Origin of the sequence: Streptomyces minutiscleroticus (genome assembly GCF_014650875.1) — a bacterium.
GTDB lineage: Bacteria > Actinomycetota > Actinomycetes > Streptomycetales > Streptomycetaceae > Streptomyces > Streptomyces minutiscleroticus.
The window spans coordinates 391,868-408,439 of the sequence record NZ_BMVU01000003.1 but is presented as its reverse complement, the minus strand read 5'-3'; the positions used below and the strand labels follow the sequence as shown (position 1 = coordinate 408,439).

Annotated in this window: 9 protein-coding genes; 1 reads left to right on the top strand and 8 read right to left on the bottom strand. The window is 71.7% G+C overall.

Features of this window, described 5'->3' with window-relative positions:
* Positions 1-103: 103 nt before the first annotated feature.
* From IE271_RS07030 to rph, 5 genes are all read right to left on the bottom strand, one after another.
* Complete coding sequence (locus tag IE271_RS07030) at positions 104-1,021, bottom strand: hypothetical protein (RefSeq protein WP_190189290.1); 918 nt, start codon at positions 1,019-1,021, stop codon at positions 104-106.
* A 4-nt stretch (positions 1,022-1,025) separates the two neighbouring features.
* Positions 1,026-2,129, bottom strand: a complete 1,104-nt coding sequence (locus IE271_RS07025) for a C40 family peptidase (RefSeq protein WP_190189289.1) — start codon at positions 2,127-2,129, stop codon at positions 1,026-1,028.
* Between the two features lie 495 nt (positions 2,130-2,624).
* Entirely contained in the window at positions 2,625-3,899 is a 1,275-nt protein-coding gene (locus IE271_RS07020) for an LCP family protein (RefSeq protein WP_229919173.1), read from the bottom strand.
* Complete coding sequence (locus tag IE271_RS07015) at positions 3,899-5,998, bottom strand: bifunctional polysaccharide deacetylase/glycosyltransferase family 2 protein (protein ID WP_190189288.1); 2,100 nt, start codon at positions 5,996-5,998, stop codon at positions 3,899-3,901. Before IE271_RS07015 ends, IE271_RS07020 begins: the two co-directional genes overlap by 1 nt.
* A 938-nt stretch (positions 5,999-6,936) precedes the next feature.
* Positions 6,937-9,531: a rifamycin-inactivating phosphotransferase gene (gene rph / locus IE271_RS07010; protein ID WP_190189287.1), complete on the bottom strand. Its 2,595-nt coding sequence runs from the start codon at positions 9,529-9,531 to the stop codon at positions 6,937-6,939.
* A gap of 717 nt (positions 9,532-10,248) precedes the next feature.
* On the opposite strand from rph, the gene IE271_RS07005 reads away from it, so the two are divergent.
* Complete coding sequence (locus IE271_RS07005; protein WP_190189286.1) at positions 10,249-11,988, top strand: SpoIIE family protein phosphatase; 1,740 nt, start codon at positions 10,249-10,251, stop codon at positions 11,986-11,988.
* 94 nt (positions 11,989-12,082) lie between these two features.
* Here the strand turns inward: IE271_RS07005 and IE271_RS07000 are convergent, their stop codons facing one another.
* Genes IE271_RS07000 through kdpA form a run of 3 tightly spaced genes read right to left on the bottom strand, consistent with a single transcriptional unit; the run spans position 12,083 to position 16,566 of the window.
* Positions 12,083-12,751, bottom strand: coding sequence for a potassium-transporting ATPase subunit C (locus IE271_RS07000; protein WP_190189285.1), 669 nt, complete (start codon positions 12,749-12,751; stop codon positions 12,083-12,085).
* 24 nt (positions 12,752-12,775) lie between these two features.
* A complete protein-coding gene (kdpB, locus tag IE271_RS06995; protein ID WP_190189284.1) occupies positions 12,776-14,905 on the bottom strand; it encodes a potassium-transporting ATPase subunit KdpB in 2,130 nt (709 codons plus the stop codon).
* The gene (gene kdpA, locus IE271_RS06990; RefSeq protein ID WP_190189283.1) at positions 14,902-16,566 is read right to left on the bottom strand and encodes a potassium-transporting ATPase subunit KdpA; all 1,665 of its coding nucleotides are present in this window, start codon (positions 16,564-16,566) and stop codon (positions 14,902-14,904) included. Before kdpA ends, kdpB begins: the two co-directional genes overlap by 4 nt.
* Between the last annotated feature and the right edge of the window lie 6 nt (positions 16,567-16,572).

The following is a 16,572-nucleotide window of genomic DNA, read 5'->3' as shown; positions in this document are numbered from 1 at the left end:
GCCCGACGGTATCGGCGGCTCACGCACGACGGCCACCGACTTTCGGGCCGCGCCCCACGGTTGCGCTCACCAGTGACGGGACGACTCGTGCCGCGACGGGCCTTCAGGGCGATGCCCCGGCGGACCGGCCGGGCCACCGGGTGAAACGCCGCAGCCCCCGTCGCGTGGGCTTGAGGGGCTTGTCCTCGGGGGCGACCGGAGCCTGATCCGCGGTCACGGCCGGTGTCACGCTCGGAGCCGGTGGTACGGGCTGGACGCCCTGTGCGAGCCGGCTGCGGACAGCCTGGGCCATGGCCTGGTGGGACGGTTCCAGCAGCAGGCCCTCCTCGGACAGCCGCTCCCACATGTGCAGCAGTTCCTGTCCCCGGGTGGCCACCTGGCTCTCGTCCGTCAGCCGCTGCCACGCCGCGGTGGCACGGGCCACCTCGGGTGCCGCCCGGTTCAGCTCGGTGCGGCAGCGGACGCGCGCCACGGTCAGCGCCAGAGCCGTGGAGACCGTGTAGTCGCCTCGCCGGTACGCGATGTACGCCTCGATCGCCCGTGCCTCCAGCGAGAGTTCGTCCTCCGCTCCCCTGCGCAGCGTGAGGTGCTCCCGCAGCGCGCCGGCGAGGACGAACGCCGCGTGCAGCTCCTCGCGCTGCGCGTGCTGGATGATCCGCTCCACGCGGGCGAGCGGGGGGAACGCCTCTTCCTCCGCGGCGGTGCGCTCGGGCCCGGGCGGCAGGTCGTCCTCGTCGGCGATGGTCCGGCTGGAGCCGTCGGGGTACACCCGCAGGCGTGCCATCTGCTGCACGGTGCGGTCGATGACGGTGGCCGCCACCGGGGCCCCCAGCGTGCGGGCGAACATGGCGACAGCGTCGAGGACCGCCTCGTTGGGCGGCCTCGTGCCGCCCATCTGCAGCAGATGGCCGTTGACCACCGTGGAGCCGTCCTCGGCCACGTAGGCGTCGAGACGGATCAGCGGCGGTGCGCCGAGCGCGGGCAGGTTCCCCTCGTCACGGGGTGTCAGCGAGTGGGACATCCGCTCACACTCCGGGCCGGACGACACCGAGGACGGGCATGGAGGCGGCCGGCGCGGTCGTGACCGTGCGTCCGGGCCGCGGGGCGTGGACCATCTGCCCGCCTCCGATGTACATGCCCACGTGCGTGGCGTCGCTGTAGTAGATGATCAGGTCACCGGGCTGCGCGGACGCGAGGCCGACCCGGGTCAGGCCCTGCCACTGCGCCTGCGAGGTACGGGGTACGGGATGCCCGGCCGCCGCCCATGCCGTGGAGGTGAGTCCCGAGCAGTCGTACGACGAGGGCCCCACGGCGCCCCACACGTACGGTTTGCCGATCTGCGCCATCGCGAAGTCGACGGCCTTCGCGGCCGCCCCGCTCGCCTTCGTCCCGCTGCCACTCGCACCGGCCCCGCTGGAGCCGGTCCCGGTGGAGATGTCGGCGTCCGGGCCGGAAGCCGTCCACCTGGACTCGGCCTCCTTCGCCTCTTCTTTCTCCAGCTGGGCCAGCCTGCGGGTCTGCTCCTTCTCCAGTCCCGCCTCGATCTGCTCGGCCGCGGCGATCCTGCCTTCGATCTTCCGCTTCGCCTCGGCCTTGTCCGCACGCGTGCTCTTCAGCTTCCGCAGTTCCTTCGCGGCGGCTTCGGTGTGCCGGCTCAGCTCCGCGCGGGCGGTCTTCTGGGTCTCGGCGACGCCGACCAGGTTCCGCAGGGCCTGGCGCGCTTGGGACGCCTCGTCCAGGGCCTGGTCGGGGTGGTCGCCGAGCAGCAACTGGATGCCCGTGGCGGCGAGGTTCCCCCCGCGGTACTGGGTACGGGCGGCCGCACCCGAGAGGTCGTGCAGATCGTCCACCCGGTCCTCGGCGCGGGCCAGGTCCTTGCGCAGCGACGTCAGCCGCTTCTGCTGCTCGGCCGCCTTCTCGTCCGCGGCGTTGTACGCCTCGGTGGCCACCTCCGCCTGGCGATAGAGACCGTCCAGTTCGGCACGGATGCCCTCGATCGTCCTGTCGTCCTGCGGACCGGGGTCGCCCGGAGCCGCATGACTCGGGCCGGCTGTCGAAGTGACCGCACAGACGAGGGCTGCTGTGGCGGCCAGGCTTCGCAACCGTCTGCCGCCGGTCGACACGTTCATCCGCTCCACTTTCAAAAGTCGCACGCAAGCGGGCTCAGACGGACGGCTTGCCCATCACAGTCTCCACCGCGGGTCGCACGGAGAGCTGTTCGAACCTCGAATACACTACCCGCCCCTGAACGGCTGACTCCGGTACCCCCACGCGCATCGAAGCGCTTCAAGAGCGAGGTCGTCGTCGCCACCGGTACCGGATCCGGCACCGGCCGGACCGGCGCCGGGGCCCTCGACCGGGCAGGCACCCCGACGCCGCTGCCGAGGGCCGGCCGGTACCCGTCGAGAAGGTCGTGCGCCTCGTGGGCGAAGACGGTGGCACCGCCGGCTCCGGCGTCGCCGACGTCAGGCGTTCAGGGGACGTGGAGCGGCCGGTCCGCACGACGGCCGGGCGCTACGGCACCCCGCGGACCCCGCACCCCGGGCCTCGCGCACGACGATCGCGGAGCACCACGGGAGCCGCACAGCGCACAACAGCCGGTCGTGACCTCCGTGTCCGCCTCCTCAGTCCTCCCCCTCGATGCTCACCGGCCGGTCGTTCCGCAGCTCGGTGAAGAGTCTCTCCGCCTTCGCCCTCTCCCATTGCAGGGCGCTGCCCTTGGACGTGCGGAGGCCGCGGTCGCCCACGGGAACGTTGAGCTGCTTGCCGTTGCCGTCCGAGACCCTCCTCATCGCCTGGAACAGCGACACCAGAGTCGGCAGGTCCATGTTCCCGTCCACGACGAGGGTGTCCAGCGCCGCGTTCAGTGCGGGGTACACCCGGGACGGGTCGAGCACGGTGCCCGGCCGTGCGGTCTCGCGGGCGAGGGCGGAGAGGAACCTCCGCTGGTTCCTGGAGCGCCCGAGGTCGCCGTCCGCCTCCTGGTGCCGCTGGCGGACGAACGCCAGCGCCTGGGCTCCGTCGAGGGTGTGGCAGCCCTTCTCCAGGTCGGTCCCCGACTTCGGGTCCTTGATGTCCCGGTCCAGGCACATGTCCACGCCGCCGACCGCGTCCACGACGCCGACGAACCCCGCGAAGCCGATCTCCGCGTAATGGTCGACGCGTAGGCCCGTGTTCAGCTCGACGGTCCGGACGAGCAGTCGGGCCCCGCCCAGGGAGTAGGCCGCGTTCAGCTTGTTCCTCACCGCCCGGTGGTGCTTGCCGGTGTCCGGATCGACGTACGACGGGAGGGTGACCCAGGAGTCGCGCGGCAGACTCACCAACGTGGTGCCGTGGGCGCCGGTGTGCAGGAGCATCATCGAGTCGGTGCGGCTGCCTCCGGCCGTGCCGGTGTGCAGCTCCTTCCTGGCCCGCTCCGACAGGCCGTCCCGGCCGTCGGAGCCCACGACGAGGTACGTCGTTCCCTTCCCCCGCGGCGGGCGGTCCGCGGCCCCGCCCAGGTCGACGGACCTGTCGATCCTGAAGTCGGCCCAGGCGTAGGTGCCCACGCCGGTGACGGCCGGTGCGCAGAGCAGGACGCCCAGCAGGCGTGCGATCCGGCGGGACCGGCCGGGGCGCACCCGGCGGGGTCCAGCAGTGGAGCCGAAGCCGCCGCCGTGGCGCCGGGGTCGTTCGCCGCCGCTTCGGTGCCGGGTGTGTTCACCGGCACCGTTGCCGTCTCCGTGCGGCCCGTCGGCGGAACCGTCGTACGGGACGGCCGGTGCCCGCAGCGGGGAGGTGCCGCGGTGCCCCGCCTGCCCCGTGACCACCCGGGGCCCCTGTGTCTGCCCGCTCCCGTCCTGCCGGCCGGTGCCGGGCCGGCTGTCCGGCCCTTCGTCCATGGGATGGACCACGCTCATCACCTCGATGGCAGTTGTCGTGCGGTGACCGGTTGCCTGAGCTGCTCGCCGGCGGCGGTGCCGGCCCGCTGCATGCGGTGCCACCTCAGCCGGGTGCCGAGCAGGAGGGCGACCACGGACTGGATGACGACCAGATACATCAGCTGCCGGTAGACGAAGAGCTGCAGCGGCAGCGACCACAGGGTCCGCAGGCGCTCGCCGTCGAGTCTCAGCGCGTAGCCGGCGCAGAGCAGCTGGACGGTGAGGAAGCCGAGCCACACGCCGGTGGACCGCACGGGGTCGGCGAACAGCGTCCCGTACACCGCGAAGAGGTCGACGACCGGCGCCAGCAGCGGCAGGACCACCTGGAAGACGGCCAGATAGGTCAGGCCCCGGCGGGCGAAGCGTCCGGCCGGGCCCACTTCGGCGACGGCCCCGCGGTGCTTCCACATCGCCTGGAGGGTGCCGTAGCACCAGCGGTAGCGCTGTCGCCACAACTGGCGCAGCGAGGTGGGCACTTCCGTCCAGGCGACGGCCGACTCCTCGTAGACCACCCGCCAGCCGGCCCGCCACATGGCCATCGTGAGGTCGGTGTCCTCGGCGAGGGTGTCCTCACTGACCCCGCCGACGCCCATGAGCGCGTCCCGGCGGAAGGCGCCGATGGCTCCCGGAACCGTCGGCATGCACTCCAGCACCTCGAACATGCGCCGGTCGAGGTTGAAGCCGAAGACGTACTCCAGGTGCTGCCATCTGCCGAGCAGCCCGCGCCGATTGCCGACCTTGGTGTTTCCGCTGACGGCACCGACGGCGGGATGCGCGAGCGGCTGGACGAGCCGGTACAGGGCGTCGTCCTCGAACACGGTGTCGGCGTCGACCATCACCACGATCTCGTACGAGGCGTTCGCCAGACCGGTGTTGAGCGCGGCCGCCTTGCCCGCGTTGGGCTGCCGGATCACCCGCACCCGGGGGTCGTCGATCCGGCCGGCGAGGTCCGCCGTCCGGTCCGTCGAGCCGTCGTCGATCACGATGATCTCGAAGTGCGGGTGTACGGAGGCGAGCAGCGAACGGACGGTGGACTCGATGCCGGCCTCCTCGTTGTAGGCGGGCACGAGCACCGACACGGGCGCGCCGACCTCCCGCAGCCAGGGCGCGCCGGGGCGGAGGCGTGTGAGGCGCCGGACATGGGCGCGGGCGAAGAAGGCCAGCATCAGCAGCCGCAGCAGGCCGAGCGTTCCCGCCGCGACCAGCACCCATGTCATGACGTGGGTGAACGTGTTCCCGGCTGTCACCGCCCAGTTCAGAGCCCTGCCCTGCCACCGTTCGGCGGTGGCGGCCCGGGCGTCGGCGGGCGGCATGCCGACCGCGTCCGTCACGGTGGTGAACCGGTCGGCGCGGGGGTCGCCGAGCAGCTTCTCCGTCTCCTGGTACGCCAGTTCCGTCTGGCTGAACTGCCGGATCAGGCCATGTGCCGCAGGACGGTCCGGCCGGTCGGCGGCGACCAGGACGTAGCCCTTCGCGGCGGCCCGCCGGGCCGCCTGCCCCTCGGCGCCGCACAACGTGTCCACCTGACCGGTCAGCGGCATCCGCAGCAGGTCGGTGCGGATGCCGGCCGAACCCGCGAGGGTCTTCCGGGTGAGGGCCAGTTCCATCTCGAAGCGGACGCGCGACGAGGAGCCGAGGTCGGCTCCGGTGTACGTGTTCGAGCCGATCTCGTGGCCCTCGTCGAGGATGCGCCGGACCAGGTCCGGATGGCGTGCCGCCCGGGCACCGAAGACGAAGAAGGTGGCGTGCGCGTGGTGCTCGCGGAGCAGGTCCAGCAGACGGGGGGTCCACTGGGGGTCGGGGCCGCCGTCATAGGTGAGGGCGACGGTCCGTGCGGGCGCCGCGGCGGAGGACACCTTCCCCCCGCTGAGCCGACGCAGGACGGGGCCGCTCTCGTCCACCGCCCTGGGCACGGGTCTGGTGCACGGGCGCCGCGTCTTGGCGGAGTCCACCTCGTGGGTGGTCCAGCCCTCGAAGAGCAGGGCGGCGAAGATCAGGGGCAGGGTCAGGGCCAGCAGTCGCCAGTGCCCGCGGGGATCGCGGGAGCGGGCGTGCCGCCGTCGCGCCGCGCGGCTCACACCACCATCCCCGGACGGGCGTCGGGCACAGCCGCATCGCGGCCTGTACGACGGAGGACGGTGGCGAAGGCGACCGCTGCCGGCCCGCTGTGAGCGGGTGCGGGACGGGCGCCGACCGGCGGAGCCGCCATGGCGGCGGACAGCGCCGGCGTCCGGACGCAGCAGTCGGTCCGGCCTCGCCGGCCTGGTCCCGTCCGGCACGTCCCCGGTATGCGCCCGCGGTCGCGTGCAGGTCTGCCGCCGGGGGCATCCTCGAAAGCGTCCGCCTCGGCGGAGGGTCTCGGCCCGGCGGTGCGGACGGTGCACCCGGCCGTACGCCGGGCTGCCCTCACCTGCTGGTCAACGACACCGAGGCCCGATGAAGGGCAGAGCGTTTCCTGCCGGTTCGTCTTCCGGCCGACCTCTTGCATGGACGGCGAGTGTAACCACAGCCGATGCCCTGGGTGTCCGAAACGGATTGAGCGCCGCCGCGCCTCGGGAGGTGTGACACTTGGCCCCACTCGTGCGCTGGACAGGCCAGGTACGGGGAAGTGTGTCCATGTCTCCCTCTCCCCCGCATTCGCCCTTCGGTTCCCGCCCCCTTCCTGCCGATGTTTTCCGGCCAACCGGCCCGTGTACGGTGCCGGGAGCCGGGAGCACGCGCCAAACGCACCCCACAGGCCCGTGGCAGCCACCGCGCGCCCGGCCTCGTCGTCGTTGCCCGGCATCTCTTAGCCGTCCGGGCTTGTGCTCACATCGGCTCCTTCGCTCAGCCCGATGAGTCGTGCACAGCGCCTGCCGTCACGTTGCCGGCTGCGCCGCGGCATCGGCGCATCCCGCCCCACCGGACAACCGCTGCACCGATGTCCGGTGGGACCGGCATCGGCCGGGCCCTGTTCGCCATGGTGGGAGAGACGTACACGCACGGTGTTCCCGGTGGGGCCTCCGGGCGCGGACGGTCAGGAGAGGATCTCGACGTACCCGTCGGTTCCGTGGACGCGGATCCGCTGTCCGTCGCGGATCGACCGGGCGGCCCGCTCCACACCCACCACGGCGGGCAGGCCGTACTCCCGGGCGATCACCGCGCCGTGGGTCATCAGGCCGCCCACCTCCGTCACCAGGCCCGCGACGCCGACGAACAGAGGCGACCAGCTGGGGTCCGTGTAGGTCGTGACCAGGATGTCCCCCGCCTCGAGATCGGCCTCGGCGATGTCGAGGACGACGCGGGCCCTGCCCTCCACGGTCCCGGCGGAGACCGGCAGGCCGAGCAGGGCACCGGCCGGCACGTCGTCGCGCCGGTACGCCCCGTTGACACACTCGCCGTCCGATGTCAGCACCCGCGGAGGCGTGAGCGCCCGGTACGACCGGAACGCGTCCTTGCGCTGCCGGACGAGCCGGTCGTCCACCCGGTTCGAGCGCACGGCGTCGTGCAGTTCCTGGAACGTGAGGTAGAAGGCGTCCTCCTGCTCGGCGAGCACACGGGTCCGCACGAGGCGCTCGGCCTCCTTCAGCAGGGCCTGCTTGTAGACGAAGTAGCGGCTGACGATGCCGTACTTCGGGTACTCCCGGTACCCGATGAAGGTCCGCACCCGGTCGATCATCCGTTTGGCCTCGTCGGCCTTCTTCTCCCCGTCCGGCAGGGCCCGCAGGCGCGACAGCACGTCCTGCTCCTTCTTCCGCGCCTGCCGGCGCCCGTGCTCGAAGCGCCGCTCGGCGGCACCCGGCTCGAAGTTCCTGACGTTGTCCAGGATCGCGGGTACGAGCGTGGCGGGGCGCTCGCGCCACCGCGGCCTGGTGATGTCGATCTCGCCGACGCAGCGCATGCCGTACCGGTCCAGGTAGCCCTCGATGGCGTCGCGTGCCTCGGTCCCGCCCGGGAGTTTCACCAGCTCGTCCAGGAAGCCGTCGTCCCCGACGCCCTCCAGGAATGCCACCACCTCCGGATACGGCCGGATCACGTCCGCTACGTCGAGCAGTGCCAGTCCCATCTCGGAGGTGACGTTGCCCGGGGCGGACAGTGTGAGCGTGTCGGCCGCGTTCTTCTCGCCCAGCCACTCGTGCAGTCTGTCGTTGAGCCACCAGGTGGCCTCCATCCCCGCCATGATCACCTGAAGGCTCAGCGGATCGCCGAGGACTCGCTTGTGCTCCTCGAAGGCCTCCAGCAGGAAGTCGAACAGCTCCGGCCCGCTCTTCGTCCGGATGTCGCCCTCCAGGGCGGCGACGGACGCCCGGCTCCGCTCGATCAGCTCGGTGACGACGGCCGGATCGGTCTCGACCGGGGCGGACGCGCCGCCGGCCGGCGGGGCGACGGGGCCCTCGTCCGGGAGCGACGGGACGAAACCGTCCTGGTCCAGGACGGTCTCCAGCGCGTCCCTGATCAGCGGATCGCCTCTGCCCACGACGTCCAGGAGGCCGGCGCGGCTCGCGGGTGCGGCCAGGCGCCGCGTGACGTCGACGAACAGCCTCCCGCCGGCCTCGTGCATCGGCACCATGGCCGTCAGCTGCCACATGGACAGCCCCAGGGGCTTCATGGGGTCGGTCATCATCTGCTGATGGCCGACGGAGACGTAGACGTGGTTCTCCCGGTCGTCCGTCTCGGGGACGGGGAACAGCGTCGTGACCGGTCGGCTCTGAACGATCTGGAAGTCCTCGTCGACCAGGCACCATTCGATGTCCTGCGGGCCGCCGAAGTGCGCTTCGATCCGCCGCCCGAGCCGCACGAGCCGCACGGCCTGCGCATCCGTCAGCGCCGGCTGCTCCCGCCGCCGCGCGTCGAGTGCCACTTCCCGCGTACCGCCGCCCGGCACGGCGTGAACGGCACGCTGTTTGGCGGCGATCGTCCTGGCGACGACCTCGCCGTCCCGCACCTTGAAGACGTCCGGGTTCACCAGGCCGGAGACCAGTGCCTCGCCGAGGCCGAAGCCGGCGTCCACGGTGGCGACCTTGCGGTTGCCCGTGACGGGGTCGGCGGTGAACAGGATGCCGGAGGCGCGGGGGAAGACCATCTGCTGCACGACCACGGCCATGTGGACCGTACGGTGGTCGATGCCGTTGCGCCGGCGGTAGGTCACGGCCCGCTCGGTGAACAGCGAGGCCCAGCACCGGCTGACGTGCCGGAGGACCGCCGTCGTGCCCACGACGTTCAGGTACGTGTCCTGCTGGCCCGCGAAGGAGGCCGTCGGCAGGTCCTCCGCCGTCGCGCTGGACCGGACGGCGTAGGCGGCCTGCTCGCCGTTGCGGACGAGTGCGCGCGTGATCTCCGCCGCGAGGTCGCCCGGGACGGCGATGTCCTCGACGGTCCTGCGGATCTCCGCGCTGAGTCTGCGGATCGCCTCCCGGTCGTCCGGGTCCAGGCGCGACAGCTCGTCGAGCCGGTCGTCGATCGACGCTTCCCCCATGATCCGCCGGAAGGCGTCCGTCGTCACGCAGAAGCCGGCCGGCACGCGCACTCCCGCGATCCGCGACAGCCGGCCCAGGTTCGCGCCCTTGCCGCCGACAGCCCCGACCTGCCCGTCGTCGATCTCCTGAAGATCCCATACGTACTGCTCGGTCATTGCGACACCTCCGCGGCGGTCGTGCTCCGTCGTACTGCACTGGTCGATCGATGCACGGGCCTCTCCAGCTCTGTGGAACCCCGTGACGGGCATGTCCTCGTCTCCGGCGGCCTTCCGGCCGACGAGCCGGCCGACCACTGCGCCCTGCCGGGCGGCGCGCACACCCGCGCCTTCGCCCCGAGCAGCCGTGACCACACTGTTCCTCCCCCACCGGTCCAACGTCGCCGCGCCCCTGTACGTCGGCTACGACCCACCCGTGCTGCTCCCGTTTCCGCAGGTTGTGGGCTCGGCCGACGATTCTGCGCCCGGACCCGGGGCTTGCCGCAAGCCCCCCGGTGCGCTATAAATTGAGCATGGCGAGGAGAGGCCTCCTCGCCTTTGTTTTTTGTCGTCCGCTCGGATCGGCCGGTTCCACGTCAGGCGGCAGCGCGATGGACCGCCACCGGGTGACGGCGTCCCCGTCGCGTTCGCGGCGCTCCGGGCGGATACCTGCACGCTGTGCTCCATACGGCGCAGCGGCCGGGCCGAGGCCACGGCGCAGCCCCTGGAACACCGAGGTCGGCAGCGGCTTGCAGACGACCTTGTACCGTTGCGGAACGCCTCCGTCCGGCTCGAAGATGCCTAGTGGACGCTTTACGCGCGCAACGCTCACCTACTGCACGTAGGCATGTCTCCCGGAAACCGGGAGGGGCCTGCATCCATCCCACGAGGAGGGACATGGACGCCGCCGACGCCGGCACGGGTGGTTCTCCCGGGTCCGGGCACCGCGCCCTGCCCGACACGACGCTGGAGGACGTGCAGGCGGCTGCCCTCGTCGTGGACGACGACGGCCTGATCGTCGCGGCCAACGGGGCGGCCCGGAGCATGCTGGGCAGGAGCCTCGCGGAACTCGTCGGGCAGGACGCCCACGACCTGCTGCACCGGGACGGCCACGGCCATGTCGTGCCCCGCACGCGCTGCCGGATGAGGCAGACACTCCTCGCCGGGAGCACCGGGCACGGCGACAAGGAGTGGTTCTCCCACGGGGACGGCACCGTGCTACGGCTGTCCTGGCTGGTCACGCCCTATGCGCTCGAGCCGGGAGCGACGGGTGCGCTCGTCCTGCTGTACGAGCCGCAGCGGCACGAGGCACATCCGGGCGGCGCCGGCGCCTCGACACCGCTGACGGAGCTGGACCGTCTGGCCCTGCTGGCCGAGACGACCACCCGGCTCACCTCCACCCTGGACGTGGACGAGGCCCTGCACCGGCTGGCGGCCCTGACCGTGCCCCGGCTCGCGGACTGGGCGGTGATCGACCTGCTCACCGAACGCGACGAGGTGCGACGCGCCCTGGTGGTGGAACACAAGGAGGGCGTCCTGATCGAACGGGAGCACTTGCAGGGCCCCATGCCCCCCGTGCCGGCGGAGTCGCCGATGCCTCTGTCGCGGGCGCTGCGCGGTGCTGCTTCCTCTCTTGCCGGTCCTGCCACCTACCAGGGTGAGCCCGACTCGGGCATCGCGGTCGAGCAGCGCCGCCTGTTCACCGAGACGGGCATGCACTCCGCCGCCATCGCGCCCATCCGGGGACTGCGCGACGTGCTCGGCGCCCTGACCCTGGGCCGCTCGCAACGTCCCGACGCCTTCACCGCCGCCGACCTGCCCCTGCTGGAGGACCTCACCCGCAGAACCGGGCTGGCGCTGGACAACGCCCGCCTGTACCAGCGCCAGCGCAAGGTCGCCGAGACCATGCAGCGCCACCTGCTGCCCCAGCTGCCCATGGTGCCCGGAGTGGAGATGACGGCACGTTACGTGCCCGCTCCGCACGCCTCCTTCGTCGGCGGCGACTGGTACGACGCCTTCGCCCTGGCCGCGGGCGTCCACTCACTGGTCATCGGCGACGTCGTCGGACACGACCTCGACGCCGCGGCCGGCATGGCCCAGGTCCGCAACATGCTGCGCGCCTTCGCCTGGTCCCGGCCGAAGGCCGCCCCCGGCGCCGTCGTCACCCAGCTCGACGAGGCCATCCGGCACGTGGCCGAGGTCCCCATGGCGACCATGGTCATGGCCAAACTGTTTCTCGGCGACGACGGGCTGTGGCACCTGCACTGGACGAACGCCGGTCACCCGCCCCCGCTGCTCGTCACCCACGACGGCCGGGCCCGCTACCTCACCGACGCCCACGGCCTCCTGCTCGGAACCGGAGTCGCCCTGCCCCGCTCCGACGCCGTCACCGTGCTGCCGCCCCGGTCCACCCTCCTGCTCTACACCGACGGCCTGATCGAGGCTCCTCACCACTCCATCGACCACGGGCTGGACCGGCTGCGCCGGCACGCCGCCGCCCTCGCCCACCGTCCCCTGGGCTCCTTCTGCGACCTGCTGCTGGAACAGGTCCGCCCCCCGGACAACGACGACGACATCGCCCTGCTCGCCCTGCGCACCCCCTCGCTCTCAGAGGGCCCCCGCACCGAGGGCCCGTAGGACGCGGCCGGGGACCCGGCTCCACGGCGGCGGGAGCCGGCGGGCCCGGGGTGTCCCCGGACCCGCCGGCTCCCGCACGGGCCGCGCAGGGCCGTCACCGCTTCGCCGTGAGGTCCTTGAGCGCGATGTTCAGTTCGAGCACGTTCACCCGGGGTTCGCCGATGAAGCCGAGCGTACGGCTCTCGGTGTGCGCGTCGACGAGCTGCTCGACCTGCTCGACGGGCAGGCCGTTCCTCTGGGCGACCCGGTGGACCTGGAGGTGCGCGTACTGCGGGGAGATGTCCGGGTCGAGGCCGGAGCCGGAGGAGGTGACCGCGTCGGCGGGCACCTCGGAGGGCTCGACGGTATAACCGCCCACGGAGTTGTCCCTGATGACGGCCGCCTTGGCGTCCTTCACCCACTGGATCAGCTCTTCGTCGTCGGCGGAGCGGTTGGTGGCCCCGGACAGGACGAGCCGGTACTGCGTGTTGACGCTGTTGGTGCCGAGGCCGTTCGCCGGGCGTCCCTGGAACCACTTCAGGTCCGGTTCCGGGGTCTTCTGACCCTCTTTCAGCGGCAGGGTGTAGGACTGCCCGATCAGGGAGGAGCCGACGACCTCGCCGTCCGCCTCGATCTCGGAGCCGTTCGCCCTGCCGGGGAACAGTCCCTGGGCGATGCCGGTGACGACCAGCGGGTAGACGACGCCGCACACCAGGGTCAGCACGAGCAGGGCGCGCAGGCCCGCCCCGAGCAGCCGGGCGGTGCCGGTCACGGAGTTGTTCATGGGGATCAGCACGCTTTCCGGGGATCACAGTCCGGGGACGAGGGAGATGAGCAGGTCGATGACCTTGATGCCGATGAACGGGGCGATCAGGCCGCCCAGTCCGTAGACGGCGAGGTTGCGCCTGAGCATCCGGTCGGCGCTGACCGGCCGGTACCGCACGCCCTTCAGGGCGAGCGGCACGAGCGCGACGATGATCAGCGCGTTGAAGATCACCGCGGACAGGATCGCGGAGTTCGGCGAGGACAGGTGCATGATGTTGAGCTTGTCCAGGCCGGGGTACACGGCCGCGAACAGCGCCGGGATGATCGCGAAGTACTTCGCCACGTCGTTGGCGATGGAGAACGTGGTCAGCGCCCCGCGTGTGATCAGCAACTGCTTGCCGATCTCGACGATCTCGATGAGCTTGGTGGGGTCGGAGTCGAGGTCGACCATGTTGCCGGCCTCCTTGGCGGCCGACGTGCCGGTGTTCATCGCCACACCGACGTCCGCCTGCGCCAGCGCCGGGGCGTCGTTGGTGCCGTCACCGGTCATCGCGACCAGCCTGCCGCCCGCCTGCTCCCGTTTGATCAGCGCCATCTTGTCCTCGGGGGTGGCCTCGGCGAGGAAGTCGTCCACACCCGCCTCGTCGGCGATCGCCTTGGCGGTCAGCGGGTTGTCACCGGTGATCATGACGGTCCTGATGCCCATGCGGCGCAGTTCCGCGAACCGCTCCCGCATGCCCTCCTTGACCACGTCCTTGAGGTGGATGACGCCCAGGACGCGGGCGCCGCGCTCGTCCTCGACGGCCACCAGCAGCGGGGTACCGCCCGCCTCGGAGATGCGGCCGACGGCGGCGTCCGCGTCCTCGGCCGCCTCACCGCCGCGCTCCTTCACCCAGGCGACGACCGACCCCGCCGCGCCCTTGCGCACCCTGCGGCCGTCGACGTCCACACCCGACATACGGGTCTGGGCGGTGAAGGGGACCCACTCGGCGCCGACCAGTTCGCCCTGGTGGCGCTCGCGCAGCCCGTACCGCTCCTTGGCCAGCACGACGACGGAGCGGCCCTCGGGCGTCTCGTCGGCCAGCGAGGAGAGCTGGGCGGCGTCGGCGACCTCGGCCTCGGTGGTGCCGCGCACCGGTACGAACCCGGCCGCCCGCCGGTTGCCGAGGGTGATCGTGCCGGTCTTGTCCAGCAGCAGCGTGGAGACGTCGCCGGCGGCCTCGACGGCGCGGCCCGACATGGCCAGCACGTTGCGCTGGACCAGACGGTCCATGCCGGCGATGCCGATCGCGGAGAGCAGGGCGCCGATGGTGGTGGGGATCAGGCAGACCAGCAGCGCCACCAGCACCACCATGGTCAGACGGGTGCCCGCGTAGTCGGCGAACGGCGGGAGCGTGGCGCAGGCCAGCAGGAAGACGATCGTCAGCGAGGCGAGCAGGATGTTCAGCGCGATCTCGTTGGGCGTCTTCTGCCGCGCGGCGCCCTCCACCAGATTGATCATCCGGTCGATGAACGTCTCGCCGGGTTTCGTCGTGATCTTGATGACGACGCGGTCGGACAGGACCCTGGTGCCACCGGTGACCGCGGACCGGTCGCCGCCGGACTCGCGGATGACCGGCGCCGACTCGCCGGTGATCGCCGACTCGTCGACGGAGGCCACGCCCTCGACGACGTCACCGTCGCCGGGAATGGTGTCACCTGCCTCGCAGACCACCAGGTCACCGATCCTCAACTCGGTGCCGGGCACCTGCTCCTCGCGCTCGCCCACCAGACGGCGGGCGACGGTGTCGGTCTTGGCCCTGCGCAGCGTGTCGGCCTGCGCCTTGCCGCGGCCCTCGGCGACCGCCTCCGCCAGGTTGGCGAAGACCACGGTGAGCCAGAGCCAGGCGCTGATGGCCCAGCCGAACGGGTCGCCGGGGTCGGTGAAGGAGAAGACCGTGGTCAGGACGGACCCGACCAGGACGACGAACATCACGGGCGACTTGACCATCACCCGCGGGTCGAGCTTGCGCAAGGCGTCGGGGAGCGACGTGACCAGCTGCCCGGGGTCGAAGAGGCCCGCGCCGGCACGACCCCGGTCGGATGTGTGCCCGGTGGGTGCGTCGCTGTGCGGCGCCCGGGTCGGAGTGGTTGTGGACATCGAGTCCTCGTACTTGTGCGTGTCGGTGGTCATGCCGCCAGCCCCTCGGCGAGCGGGCCCAGCGCGAGCGCCGGGAAGTAGGTCAGACCGGTGACGATCAGGACGGCGCCCACCAGCAGACCGGTGAACAGCGGCTTCTCGGTGCGCAGGGTGCCCGCGGTGACCGGCACCGGCCTCTGCTGCGCCAGCGAGCCCGCCAGCGCCAGCACGAACACCATCGACAGGAAGCGCCCCAGCAGCATGGCCAGGCCGAGCGTGGTGTTGAACCACTGGGTGTCGGCGTTCAGGCCGGCGAAGGCCGAGCCGTTGTTGTTCGAGGCGGAGGTGTAGGCGTAGAGGATCTCGGAGAAGCCGTGCGCCCCGCCGTTGGTCATCGAGTCGCCCGGGGTGGGCAGCGCCATCGCCGCGGCGGTGAAGGTCAGCACCAGCGCCGGCGTGACCAGGATGTACAGGGCCGCGAACTTGATCTCGCGGGTGCCGATCTTCTTGCCCAGGTACTCGGGGGTGCGGCCGACCATCAGACCGGCGATGAACACCGCGACGACCGCCATGACCAGCATGCCGTACAGGCCGGAGCCCACACCGCCGGGCGCGATCTCGCCCAGCATCATGCCGAGCATCGTGACGCCGCCGCCCAGACCGGTGAAGGAGGAGTGGAAGGAGTCCACCGCACCGGTGGAGGTGAGCGTGGTGGCGACCGCGAAGATCGAGGAGCCGCCGACGCCGAAGCGGACCTCCTTGCCCTCCAGCGCCCCGCCGGCCGCCTGCAGTGCCGGGCCGTGGTGGGCGAACTCGGTCCACATCATCAGGGCGGTGAAGCCCAGCCAGACGGCGGCCATCGTGCCGAGGATCGCGTAACCCTGCCTGACCGAGCCGACCATGATCCCGAAGGTGCGGGTCAGCGCGAAGGGGATCAGCAGGATCAGGAAGATCTCGAAGAGGTTGGTGAACGGGGTGGGGTTCTCGAAGGGGTGGGCGGAGTTGGCGTTGAAGTAGCCGCCTCCGTTGGTGCCCAGCTCCTTGATCGCCTCCTGCGAGGCGACCGCCCCGCCGTTCCACTCCTGCGAGCCGCCCATGAACCGGCCGACCTCATGGATGCCGGAGAAGTTCTGGATCGCGCCGCAGGCCACCAGGACCACCGCGGCGACCGCCGCCAGCGGCACCAGGACGCGGACGGTGCCGCGCACCAGGTCGGCCCAGAAGTTGCCCAGCTCACCGGTGCGCGACCGGGCGAACCCGCGCACCAGGGCCACCGCGACCGCGATGCCGACCGCCGCGGAGACGAAGTTCTGCACGGCCAGCCCGGCCGTCTGCACGACGTGACCCATGGCCTGCTCGCCGTAGTACGACTGCCAGTTGGTGTTGGTCACGAACGACACGGCGGTGTTGAACGCCTGGTCGGGGTCGATGGCGGCGAAGCCCAGCGAGCCGGGCAGCACGCCCTGGAGGCGCTGGAGCAGGTAGAGGAAGAGGACGCCGACGGCGGAGAAGGCCAGTACGCCGCGCAGATAGGCGGGCCAGCGCATCTGCGCGTCGGGGTTGGCACCGATGCCCTTGTAGATCCACTTCTCGATCCGCCAGTGCTTGTCGGAGGAGTAGACCTTGGCCATGTAGGTACCAAGGGGAACGTAGGCGAGCGCCAGCGCGGCCATGAGCGCGAGCAGCTGGAGCACGCCGGCGAGGACGGGGCTCATGCCGGG

Excerpts from the sequence above, each read along its gene's own strand:
- IE271_RS07030 (WP_190189290.1), bottom strand. The coding sequence starts at position 1,021 with ATGTCCCACTCGCTGACACCCCGTGACGAGGGGAACCTGCCCGCGCTC.
- IE271_RS07025 (WP_190189289.1), bottom strand. The coding sequence starts at position 2,129 with ATGAACGTGTCGACCGGCGGCAGACGGTTGCGAAGCCTGGCCGCCACA.
- IE271_RS07020 (WP_229919173.1), bottom strand. The coding sequence starts at position 3,899 with ATGAGCGTGGTCCATCCCATGGACGAAGGGCCGGACAGCCGGCCCGGC.
- rph (WP_190189287.1), bottom strand. The coding sequence starts at position 9,531 with ATGACCGAGCAGTACGTATGGGATCTTCAGGAGATCGACGACGGGCAG.
- IE271_RS07005 (WP_190189286.1), top strand. The coding sequence starts at position 10,249 with ATGGACGCCGCCGACGCCGGCACGGGTGGTTCTCCCGGGTCCGGGCAC.
- IE271_RS07000 (WP_190189285.1), bottom strand. The coding sequence starts at position 12,751 with ATGAACAACTCCGTGACCGGCACCGCCCGGCTGCTCGGGGCGGGCCTG.
- kdpB (WP_190189284.1), bottom strand. The coding sequence starts at position 14,905 with ATGACCACCGACACGCACAAGTACGAGGACTCGATGTCCACAACCACT.
- kdpA (WP_190189283.1), bottom strand. The coding sequence starts at position 16,566 with ATGAGCCCCGTCCTCGCCGGCGTGCTCCAGCTGCTCGCGCTCATGGCC.